This window comes from Psychrobium sp. MM17-31, assembly GCF_022347785.1.
Taxonomy (GTDB): Bacteria; Pseudomonadota; Gammaproteobacteria; order Enterobacterales; family Psychrobiaceae; genus Psychrobium.
This window is the reverse complement of the sequence record NZ_JAKRGA010000002.1, coordinates 205,258-216,040: the sequence shown is the minus strand read 5'-3', so window position 1 is coordinate 216,040 and position 10,783 is coordinate 205,258. Positions and strand designations below refer to the sequence as shown.

The window sequence follows — 10,783 nt, the reverse complement described above, 5'->3', positions numbered from 1 at the left end:
GACCAAATGACTATTCGCTTAGAGCAAAAGATTACTCATTGGCGGCACTAGACTCTAGCAGTTGATATTTTTTGAGTAAGCCACGCAGTTGATGGTAGGTCACACCTAATTGTTCAGCGGCTTTCTTCTGGCTAAATTGGGCACTGGCAAGGGCTTGTTTAATTAGGTCAATTTCAAAGTCTTGGGTAACGGTTTTAAAATCTAGCGGGAAAGTCGCTTTAGCCGCTGGCTCTGGGCTAGTTGCAGCAGGTGCACTAGTGGTTTGCGTTGGCATAGGAGCAACGTTATCACTTGCAACCACCGAAGAGGCAATTGATTGTTGTGGTCTAAATGCAGACTCGAATGGGTCGATTAAGATCTTCTGTAGTGGTAGCGCCGCGTTGTCATGACGGTATAGTGAACGCTCAACCACATTTTTAAGTTCACGCACGTTACCCGGCCAATCGTAACTAAGTAGGGTTTGTTTGGCTTTGGCGCCAAAACCACCAAAGTACTCAAGCTCTAATTGACGCGCCATATTAATCGCGAAAGTTTCGCCTAGTAACAGGATATCTTCTTGGCGGTGTCTTAACGGCGGGAGGGTGATTACATCAAAGGCTAGGCGATCTAGTAAGTCGGCTCGGAATTTCCCTTTCGCCACTAAGCTTGGTAAATCTTCATTGGTAGCACAAATAAGTCTGACATCGGTTTTAACTGGACGCGTGCCACCTACGCGCTCAAATTCACCATATTCAATAACATTGAGTAGTTTTTCTTGCACACGCAGTGAGGTGTTAGCTAGTTCGTCTAGAAACAGTGTACCGCCATTGGCGCGTTCAAAACGGCCTTCATGGCGTTTACTTGCGCCAGTAAAGGCACCTGATTCGTGACCAAAGAGTTCACTTTCCAAGACGCTTTCTGATAGAGTCGCACAGTTTAGTTTGACGTAGTTGGCATCCCAGCGTTTGGATAGATAATGTAAACGCTCGGCAATGAGCTCCTTACCTGTGCCGCGCTCGCCAATAATAAGAACGGGTTTATTGATTGGTGCAGCTAGGGAAACGTGATCTAAAACTTCCAAAAAACTAGCAGCTTGACCCACTAGGTTATCTTTTTTGTTAAAACGACTCATAGTTATGCTTTTTATTGGTTTAATTAACTAAAAATTAGTCTAACAAATAAGTTGGCAGAAAAATATCACAAACTAAAAAATAATTATTTACTTAATTTTTAATGGTTTAGGAATTAAATGTTAGACTGGCATCAATCCTGAATACCATAAATCAAATTCATAAAGTTTCGAAGATAAGAGGAAGTTCATTATGGGAATTTTTAGCAGATTTGCAGATATCGTTAACTCGAATATCACGTCACTATTAGACAAGGCGGAAGATCCAAAGAAAATGGTTCGCCTGATCATTCAAGAAATGGAAGATACCTTAGTTGAAGTTCGCTCTAACTCTGCAAGCCTAATTGCACAAAAGAAAGAATTACAACGTCGCGTAACTCGCGCTTCTAATCAAGAAGCTGAGTGGCAATCAAAAGCTGAGCTAGCGCTTAGCAAAGATCGCGAAGATTTAGCTCGCGCTGCACTGGTTGAAAAGCAAAAATGTGCAGAGCTTGCTACAGCGCTTAGTGAAGATATGAAGCAAATTGAAGAGCAGCTAGAGCTACTTAAAGAAGAAGTTGTTCAACTGCAAACTAAATTAGATGAAGCGCGTGCTCGTCAAAAGAGCATGGTTATTCGCACTGAAACAGCGACGTCACGCTTAAAAGTGAAGAATCAACTAGATTCTAGCAAGATCCAAAGCTCTATCGATAAGTTCGAACAATACGAACGCCGTGTTGAAGATTTAGAGTCGCAAGTTGAAGCCCAAGATTTAGGTGCTCGTTCATTAAATGACGAATTTGCCGAGTTAGAACAGCAAGACGCCATTTCAGATGAGTTAGAAGCACTTAAAAAGAAAATGAAAAAGAAATAGGGAGGATTAGCGATGGATGAAGGAGTATTAGCGGTAATCATAGTTCCAACAGCACTGTTTTTAGTTTTTGTTGCACCGATGTGGCTATTCCTACATTACCGCAGCAAGCGCCAAGTAAGTCAAGGGTTAACTGATGAAGAGTATCAAGAGCTAACATCACTAAGCCAACAAGCGGAAGCGATGGCAGTGCGCATTGAAACCTTAGAGTCAATTTTAGATGCTGAAGCACCACAATGGAGAGCAAAGCAATGAACCAACAAGAACCAGTGAAAGAGTTTTATCGAATTCCACAACAAGGCAAGATCGCTGGTGTATGTGCAGGGATTGCAGAGCGATTTAACATGGAAGTTTGGTTGGTTCGCGTCGGTGTGTTGTCGGCGTTCTTCCTAGGCGGTGCAGGTTTTGTTTTTCTAATGTATATCGCAGCGTGGTTTATGTTAGATAAAAAGCCCTATGTACAACCAAACATTGGCGGCTTAGACCACACGGTATCGGTAAAATCGAAAGTATGGCAGCAGGGACAACCGCCACGCGAAGCGTTTCGCGAAGTTAAGACACAGTTTCGTCAAATCGAATTACGTCTTAGAAATGTTGAGAGTTTCGTTACTTCAAAGGAATTTGATTTAGCACGTCAAATTGATAATTTGAAATAGTAATTTCAATAGATAGTAAAAAGCCGCCAATCGAGAGATTGGCGGCTTTATATGTTCAGGATGAACGGTCAAGATTCTAGACTCCTGAAAATCTATGTACTTACATCCATGTAAGCAATCGAGCGGTGCCATGGATGGCAAGGAGCCGATATCTTTCGCGTTAACCTTTTATATGCTCTAGTACTACTTCGTGATGGTTCTTGGTTTTGAACTTGTTAAATACATGCTCAACTACACCGTTTTCATCAACTAAGAAACTGATGCGGTGAATGCCATCGTACTCTTTACCCATGAATTTTTTTAAACCCCAAACACCAAATGCATCGGCAATTGCGTGGTCTTCATCAGACAGTAGGCTGAAGTTTAAATCGAATTTTTCGGTAAATTTAGCCAAGCGCTTTGGTGCATCCGGGCTTAGGCCTAATACTTCAACGTTGAGTGATTTTAATTCTTCTAGGCTATCGCGCAGGCCTTGGGCTTGAACGTTACAGCCTGGTGTCATGGCTTTAGGGTAAAAGTAGACTAATACTTTTTTGCCTGAGAATTGGTTTAGGCTAACTTCTTTTTCGTTTTGATCTAAAAGAGTAAATTCCGGGGCTTTATCGCCTGCTTGTAAAGTATTCATTAATCTTCCTATTGTTTTAATGCTGCTCTAGATGCTCGTAGCGAATAGTTAGTGATAACTGCTCAGCTAATTCATCGAAATGTTGTTGTAGTTTTTCGTAATTCGTATTGTGCGTGAGATTAATTAACATCTCAATGCGCTGGTAGCCACTTTTGGCTTTGGTGCGAAAACTACAAAGGTCGATGCCTTCGGTTGCAAGGTATTCGGTGAATTGACCAATACAACCCGGTGCATCTTTACCATCTAGTTTTACGGAGACTTGGCCTTCATAGTTCACTAATTTGTGTTCGCTGGTACGTTTCATGAGCGTAATTAGCTCTAGCTGCGCACTGCGAACAGAAAGATCGGTTTCAAAGCGGGTAATAGCATTCCAATCGCCGCTGAGTAGCAAAATTAGTGTGAACTCATTGCCAAACACTGCCAAGCGACTATCGACGATGTTGCAGTTGGTTTGGGTGACTATCTTAGTCAGTTCGTTAACAATGCCGGGACGATCCGTTCCCATTGCAGTAACTACTAAAAAGTTATCCATGGTGCTCCTGATTTCGCCGTCTTTAAACGAGGAAAGTAACAATAAAAACTAATGGTATAAAAATTGGGCGTGATATTAGCACAAGTTTCAAAAATTTCTTAGGTAAGTTCTGTGATCCGGCGATTAATTCCTTGAGTTTATTATCGGCTATCCGTACCATAGCTTGCCTAGATTAACAGAGGATTTTAAAGTGATGTTTTCAGGTAGTATTGTTGCATTAGTTACACCATTTAATGACAACGGTGATGTTGATTATCAGCAGTTAGAACAGCTGGTGGAATTTCACATTCAACAGGGCACCGATGGGATTGTAGCTGTAGGCACAACTGGTGAATCAACAACACTAAGCCACGACGAGCACATTGAAGTTGTAAGAAAAGTGGTGTCTTTTGTCGATGGTCGCATTCCAGTTATTGGTGGTAATGGTTCGAATTCAACGGCCGAAGCTATTGAACTGACTAAGCGCTTAAACGAATGTGGCGTCGATGCCATGTTAGGTGTTACCCCTTATTACAACAAACCGCCACAACGCGGATTAGTTGCGCATTATAAAGCCATTGCCGCAGTGACCGAGATTCCACAAATTCTATATAACGTACCTGGTCGCACGCAGTGTGATTTATTACCAGAAACCGTTGCTGAATTATCGAAAGTAAAAAATATTATCGGAATTAAAGAAGCGACGGGGAACTTATCGCGTCTTAGTGAGATCAAAGCGCTGTGTGATGACGACTTCCTGCTCTTTAGCGGTGATGACGACACTGGAATGGAGTTCATGCTGCAAGGTGGCCACGGGGTTATTTCGGTAACTAATAACGTAGCACCTAAATTGATGAGCGAAATGTGTCGCCACGCATTGGCAGGTGAGCGCGCAGAGGCAGAAGCTATTAATAGCAAGCTACAAGCGCTGCATACGGATCTATTTGTTGAAGCGAATCCAATTCCTGTGAAATGGTGTGTTGCTCAAATGGGGGCAATTTCCAATGGTAAGTTGCGTTTACCATTAGTCGAGTTATCAAGCGAATATCATGAGTTGCTAAAGAGCGCCATGCAGAAAGCACAAGTATTATAAGATTGGAGTAACAATGAGAAAGCTTTATATTGCCCTGTGTGGCGGTATCATATTATCGGGTTGTAGTAGTTTTAGTGAACGACATCAAGCCAGCGGTAACTTTGAGTATTTAAACCAAACAACAGAAAAACAAATTAAATACCCTGAAGGATTTACACCGTTAAAGCACAGCACGGCTTACGACATTCCTGCTATTTCCCCGAAAGCTAATCAGCAGTTAGTGGGTAATAAGTTAGATATCCGTGCACCATCGTTGGTTATGCCTGTGGCGCCTAATGCCCTAGTAAGTGATAGCACTGGTAAAACAGAAGTTATTTTTGAATCCTTTTTATCGCATGATAAATTCCGCGATGATTTGTGGAACAAGCTAACTACCTTCATTACTAACCAAGGTTATGGTGTTGGCAGCGAGCAGGTAGGCCAATCATTAACAACACGTACTATTGTTTCTGATGAATACTTCAAGGTGTTGTTTGGTTTAGAGGAAGAAGTTAGCCTCGATCAGCAATACAGTTTTGATATCAATGTTGAGCCACAAGGTCATAAAGCGACAGTTTCGGTTTCATTAACGCAGCACCAAGAGCAAGGTGAAAACGTAGAGTTAAATCAATTTGCTAAGCGTCGTTATGAAGCGCGCATGCTTAATCATTTCTTGTCGCAAGTATATGTTGAGCACAACAAGCAATTGTTAGCGAACCGCGTTAAGACCAATAAAGGTATTAAGTTAGAGCTTGGTTTAGACAATGAGCAAAATACGGTTTACCAAATTCATGCACCTTATGAACTGGCTTGGGAAAAACTTGCAACCGTATTACCTAAGCTTGGTTTAGAAGTTGAAGATCGCGATAAGTCAGTAAATACTTACTTTACTAAATTCTCGCCGATTAAAGACGGTTTCTGGTCAAACTTATTCTCTGAAGAAGATGGTGTTGAAGCTATTAAATTAGAGAAGAATGACAAGTATCAAGTGAAGCTGGTTGAGCGTGGAGACATTGCGCTACTGACTATTGTCGATAGCAAAGGCGAGCGCTTATCAAGTGATAAGATGCGCGAAATGCTAGCGGCATTTAGAGAATTAATGGCGAAGAAAGCGCTGTAATTTCAAGTCAGACCGTAAAGCCCCGCCACCGCAAAGTGGCGGGGCTTTTTGTTTTCTTAAGGGGACATCTCTACGACTAAAGTGGCTGATTTGATGGAAAAATATATCAGTTCAGTTTATGATAGAGCGCTCTAAACATGGAAAGGAACGATTTGTGGCTTCAATAACGATACGACAAGCAGCAATTGCAGATAGTGAGATCATTAGTGATCTTATCGCGCGCAATGCCAAGAAGTTGTTGCGGGATGAATTTGAAGAAGGCGGTTTGGATTTCTTTTTAACCACCGTTGAAAAGCGTGCCATTCGCGATTATATGGAGCAAGGATTCTCTTATTTAGTCGCAGAAGAAAATGGCGATATTGTTGGCGTAATTGCCATGAAAGACTACAGCCATATGTTCCACTTATTCGTCGATCAATGCCATCAAAATAAAGGCATTGCTAAGCAACTGTGGCAGGCTATTTATCAGCACAGTATGGAGCATGGTAATCGCGGTAAATTCACCCTAAATTCCACTGCTTATGCATTACCAGTATACGAGCGTTGGGGATTTGCTACTACTGATGACGAACAATGCCGACATGGCATTAAATATACCCCGATGGAATTTGTCGTCGAAGATTAGTTTAAAGTATAGAAATAATAAAAAAGCGCTTCATTTGAAGCGCTTTTTTGTTTCTGTTTTTCGAACTATTACATCTTTTTAAATAACAGCGTAAAGCGGTCGGTGTTGCCTGTTACTGTTTTACGTCCCACTTCGTAGCGTAACTCATCGTCAGCTTTGTAATGTAGATTTGAGTAGTCAACAAACTTAAAACCAGCAGCCTCAATTTCTTTGATGGCTAATACAGGATCAAAGCGACGGCCGTTTTCATCGTTTTCGCCTTGCATGTGACGACGAGTATGGTCAACAACGCCGTAAATACCGCCTTTTTTAAGTGCTTTAAAAGCTGCTTTGTTCATGTCGTGACGCGCACTTTCAACAAAGTTGTGGTAGTTGCGGAAGGTTAAAATAGCATCGAAGTCGTTGCGACCTAAATCGAGATTTTCGATTTCGAAATCACGTAGCTCGCGGTTATATTTCATGTTGGCTTCAGGATTGACGATACTGATATTGTCAAAGCCTGGTTTACCAACGAGATTGTCTTTAATACGCTTAGTGCCAATGGCCGCATAGTATTTACCATTGTCACGCAATGCTGGCGCTAGTAGTTTGGTGTACCATCCGCCACCTGGAATTAGCTCTAGTACTTTCATGTCATCTTTGATGCCGAAGAACTCAAGTGTTTGCACTGGCTTGCGGTTGCGATCGCGCTGTACTTCTTTAGCGGTGCGAATATCTGATTTCATGGCTTTTTTAATGCCATCGCTAATGTCGCCTGCGTGGGCGCTACTCATGCCTACTACTGCGGCAATGGTTAGAGGTAACAGTCGTTTGATCATTGAAACTCCTTGTTGATTCTTTATTTTGATTTTTGAAACTGCTGATAATGTAAATGGCTGCTGTGATTAGTACACTTTTTATCGGTAACAAAATATGTCAATTATCACAGCTTGTACCAATTCCGTTGTCTGAATTGGTACTATAACGACTGCTGGCTGACGTATTCGATATAAGCGTCACTCATTGAATAGGGGAGGTCTTGGTGCTCTGTTGCATTTAATAAGGCGTCATAACCTTCTTTGCCTGCAATGGTGTAGGCGGATGACACGCCGTAGTAATAGGTTTCAGGAACAATATCACACCATGTATTGTCACGGAAAATCTGTAAATTAATTATCCGTTGTCCAGCTTCATTGTTAGCGCGATACTCAAAGCGCAGTGAGCTAGTGTATGGATAACTGCCATCACCTGTGCCAATAACGCTATTGTTGGTGGCGTTGTTGATACCGCCTTCTAGCGCGGCCCGCAAATCTTTGCCAGTAACTTTATAACGCACAATTTGGATTTCAAAGGGTAGCAGGCGACCGCAAATATCAGCGGCTGTTAGTGGCCCTTTATTAAGGGACACACGAACACCACCGGCGTTGTGTAGCGCAAAATCTGTTGGGTATTCATTATTAGCACAATGGAAAAAAGCGGCGGCAACGTGAGGCGCTATTTCACTGCCGTTAGGTAACTCATCGTTTGGCAGTCTTACGTGTCGATAGTCTTTTGAGAGATTGGTAATCACATTGGCTTTCATTGCTTCAATCATTGGGCGATAGTCGTGATAAATATGCTCGGTGATTACTTGGCAAGGTTTGGTGACTTCAAATAACTCACTGCGTGCCATATATTGGTTGCATTGCTCGATGTCAGACTTGCTGAGGTGTTGATTTTCTGGTGCGTGGTGCCAGTTAGCACAAGGTAAAAATTTAACGCCGCCACTTTGGGTTATTACTTGTCCTGAATCGTTAAAGGTCAACTTGCTAAGGCCAATTGATTCGGCGTGTTTGCCTGCTTGTAAAATCAGGGTGTTATTAACTATTACTTGTTGCTCAGTTGAACTAAGCCCTAACTCGCTAAAATCACCTGTTAGCGTGTGTGAATGACCGCCGACAATGACGCTGATGCCCGATACTGCTTCTGCTAGTTCCAAGTCCCCTTGGTAGCCTAAATGAGACAGCACAATAATATGCACAATGCCTTGTTGGTGAAGGTGCGCAATGGTGCGTTTGGTGGTTTCGATGGCATTTAAGAAATGGCAATCGTGATCGGGGCAACCTATTTTCGCCATTTGATCTAAGGTAATGCCAACAGTCGCTAGCGTCTTATCTGCAAGTGGCTTAGTTATATAACTGGCGATGTCTTTGTCATTATCGTAATGATACAAATTGCTATGTGTGGCCAGTGGTAATTCTTTGTTAGGGTCTTCATCTTGTAAATCCATGTTACCCGCGAGGCATGGAAAATCGACGGCATCAATAAAGCGAGATAGCGGCAAATTACCTAAATCAAATTCGTGATTTCCAATGGTCATGGCGTCGGGGCTAAGTTGCTTTAACAGGGCTGCGTTTGCCATGCCTTTAAATCGGCTGAAATATAAAGTGCCTTGGAAACTATCACCGGCATGGAGAAATAATGACGGTAGATTTTCAGCTTGCGCTTGCTTTCTTAGATTTGAGACTGCACTGGCTATCATGGCGTAACCGCCGCAAGGGACAGTTAGTTCTATAGGCTTGTCAGTCAACGGTAGCCTCATCGGCAATGGTGTTGGCTCAAAGTGTGAGTGCGTGTCGTTAATATGTGCTAAGTAAAGCGAATAGGTCATTGAATCTCCTTTATTTCTACAGCTTAACACGACAGGGTGACGCTTTTGTGGCATTTATTAGATTAACATGACCTAAAAGCACACTTTTTAAACGGTTGTATATAGAAAATAATTAAGTATGATAAATTATTAATTAGTCATATTAATGTCGTATTTTTGTCGTATTAATAGGGCTATGACAACTTAAATCAGCAACTAAGGGAGCAGTTGACGTCGTATGTCTAGTCTATCTAACACCGCGTATACGCAGGAAAAATCGCTGGCGCAGCAATTAATTCAGATTTTAGTTATTCCCACCCTTATTCAAGTTATTGGCGTTGGATTATGTAGTTGGTTTTTCGATATTAGTTTGTCAGCAGCGATTGGAATTTTAGCGGTCAGTGCAGTGTCGACCTTAGTTTTCATCATTTCGGTTAAGAGCAGCTTGTTTTCCAGTATTACTGAACTAGATAACTATGTCGCGAGTATCCGCAGCGGCGATAATATCGATTTAACCAAAACATTATCGAGTGAAAATAGTGGTATGTTGGCGCAAGCCTTTGCCACTATAAACCGTAATACGAAAGAAATGGATAAATCGCTGTGTTCACTCTATGCATCTTCGGCTCGATTACATCCGATGTCAGAAGAGCTCAACAACTCTTATTCAACGATGATGCAAAAGGCGAGCATGCAAGATAGCTTAGGACAGGGCATTCATAATGTCTTGACTCAAATAGGCAATACTTCACATGGTTTACATGAAGATCTTGCAGGATTAATAGAACAGGCGGATGTGAGTGCAAGCTCTTCTAAAGTGGCGCAAGACGCGTCAAATCAAGCCAAAAATAGTGTAATTGCGCTGCAAGAAAAACTCAATCAGGCTGCGTCCCATATCGATGTGCTAAAGAAAGATAGTGAAGAAATTAACACTATCATCGATGTGATTAATTCCATTGCTGAGCAGACAAATCTGCTTGCCCTTAACGCTGCTATTGAAGCGGCACGTGCAGGTGAGCAAGGCCGTGGCTTTGCGGTTGTTGCCGATGAAGTAAGAACCCTTGCTGAGCGCACAGCAACTTCGACACAGGAAGTTCGCGATATAGTGACCCGCATTGCAGGCAGCACAGATAATGCCTATAAAACCATGCAGGTTGGGCTTGAGTCATCAAATGAGTCCGTTAACTTATCAACACAAACAGCGGACAACTTAAACATTGTGCTTGAAGCTATAGATACTATTAATCAACTATCAAGCAATATTAAAGCATCGTCTGACAACCAAATATCGCTTGCGCATCAAGCCCAGAATGAAATTGACAGTATGGTGACTTTAAACTCGCAAGTGCTAGCTAGTTCGCGAGAGCAAGAGTTATCTTCATGTGATTTAGTTGCCTTATCGGAATCCCTTAAAACTGTGTTGGATCGTTTCGTATTATCTGGTGCTCACTGGGATATTGATCATCGACCTAAAAAGCCAAAACCTGTCGTTATTGAGCCTGAGATTGAAATCGAAGGTGAAGTCGAATTGTTTTAGAGAACACCAATTATTTCAAATAAAAAGCGCGTGCAGCGCTTTTTTATTGACCGAAATCTGACCACTTAGGT

Annotated in this window: 12 protein-coding genes; 7 read left to right on the top strand and 5 right to left on the bottom strand. The window is 42.1% G+C overall.

The genetic code is table 11. The features are described 5' to 3' along the window. Nucleotides 1-31 precede the first annotated feature (31 nt). Nucleotides 32-1,111 (bottom strand): phage shock protein operon transcriptional activator, encoded by a 1,080-nt coding sequence (gene pspF, locus MHM98_RS05425; protein ID WP_239438259.1) that lies wholly within the window; start codon nt 1,109-1,111, stop codon nt 32-34. Between the two features lie 190 nt (nt 1,112-1,301). Here pspF and pspA point away from each other — a divergent pair, with 190 nt between their 5' ends. Genes pspA through pspC form a run of 3 tightly spaced genes read left to right on the top strand, consistent with a single transcriptional unit; the run spans nt 1,302 to nt 2,614 of the window. Beyond that, complete coding sequence (pspA, locus tag MHM98_RS05420) at nt 1,302-1,961, top strand: phage shock protein PspA (protein WP_239438258.1); 660 nt, start codon at nt 1,302-1,304, stop codon at nt 1,959-1,961. Between the two features lie 12 nt (nt 1,962-1,973). Next, a complete protein-coding gene (gene pspB / locus MHM98_RS05415) occupies nt 1,974-2,213 on the top strand; it encodes an envelope stress response membrane protein PspB (RefSeq protein ID WP_239438257.1) in 240 nt (79 codons plus the stop codon). Then, nucleotides 2,210-2,614, top strand: coding sequence for an envelope stress response membrane protein PspC (gene pspC / locus MHM98_RS05410; protein WP_239438256.1), 405 nt, complete (start codon nt 2,210-2,212; stop codon nt 2,612-2,614). Before pspB ends, pspC begins: the two co-directional genes overlap by 4 nt. Nucleotides 2,615-2,774: 160 nt before the next feature. Here pspC and bcp read toward each other — a convergent pair whose 3' ends face one another. Together bcp and MHM98_RS05400 are read right to left on the bottom strand one after the other, a co-directional pair. After that, nucleotides 2,775-3,239, bottom strand: coding sequence for a thioredoxin-dependent thiol peroxidase (bcp, locus tag MHM98_RS05405; RefSeq protein ID WP_239438255.1), 465 nt, complete (start codon nt 3,237-3,239; stop codon nt 2,775-2,777). A gap of 16 nt (nt 3,240-3,255) precedes the next feature. Beyond that, on the bottom strand, nt 3,256-3,771 hold the full coding sequence (locus tag MHM98_RS05400; protein WP_239438254.1) for an ACT domain-containing protein: 516 nt from the start codon (nt 3,769-3,771) through the stop codon (nt 3,256-3,258). A gap of 193 nt (nt 3,772-3,964) precedes the next feature. On the opposite strand from MHM98_RS05400, the gene dapA reads away from it, so the two are divergent. The 3 genes from dapA (at nt 3,965) to MHM98_RS05385 (ending at nt 6,567) form a co-directional block, all read left to right on the top strand. Continuing rightward, the gene (gene dapA / locus MHM98_RS05395) at nt 3,965-4,843 is read left to right on the top strand and encodes a 4-hydroxy-tetrahydrodipicolinate synthase (protein WP_239438895.1); all 879 of its coding nucleotides are present in this window, start codon (nt 3,965-3,967) and stop codon (nt 4,841-4,843) included. A 13-nt stretch (nt 4,844-4,856) separates the two neighbouring features. Continuing rightward, nucleotides 4,857-5,942: an outer membrane protein assembly factor BamC gene (gene bamC, locus MHM98_RS05390; protein ID WP_239438253.1), complete on the top strand. Its 1,086-nt coding sequence runs from the start codon at nt 4,857-4,859 to the stop codon at nt 5,940-5,942. Between the two features lie 154 nt (nt 5,943-6,096). Further along, nucleotides 6,097-6,567, top strand: coding sequence for a GNAT family N-acetyltransferase (locus MHM98_RS05385; RefSeq protein ID WP_239438252.1), 471 nt, complete (start codon nt 6,097-6,099; stop codon nt 6,565-6,567). Nucleotides 6,568-6,635: 68 nt separating this feature from the next. On the opposite strand, the gene MHM98_RS05380 is transcribed toward MHM98_RS05385, so the two are convergent. Together MHM98_RS05380 and MHM98_RS05375 are read right to left on the bottom strand one after the other, a co-directional pair. Beyond that, on the bottom strand, nt 6,636-7,385 hold the full coding sequence (locus tag MHM98_RS05380) for a methyltransferase (protein WP_239438251.1): 750 nt from the start codon (nt 7,383-7,385) through the stop codon (nt 6,636-6,638). A 140-nt stretch (nt 7,386-7,525) separates the two neighbouring features. Beyond that, nucleotides 7,526-9,196, bottom strand: coding sequence for a bifunctional UDP-sugar hydrolase/5'-nucleotidase (locus MHM98_RS05375; RefSeq protein ID WP_239438250.1), 1,671 nt, complete (start codon nt 9,194-9,196; stop codon nt 7,526-7,528). Between the two features lie 217 nt (nt 9,197-9,413). On the opposite strand from MHM98_RS05375, the gene MHM98_RS05370 reads away from it, so the two are divergent. Next, nucleotides 9,414-10,712, top strand: a complete 1,299-nt coding sequence (locus tag MHM98_RS05370) for a methyl-accepting chemotaxis protein (RefSeq protein WP_239438249.1) — start codon at nt 9,414-9,416, stop codon at nt 10,710-10,712. The last annotated feature ends 71 nt before the right edge of the window (nt 10,713-10,783 follow it).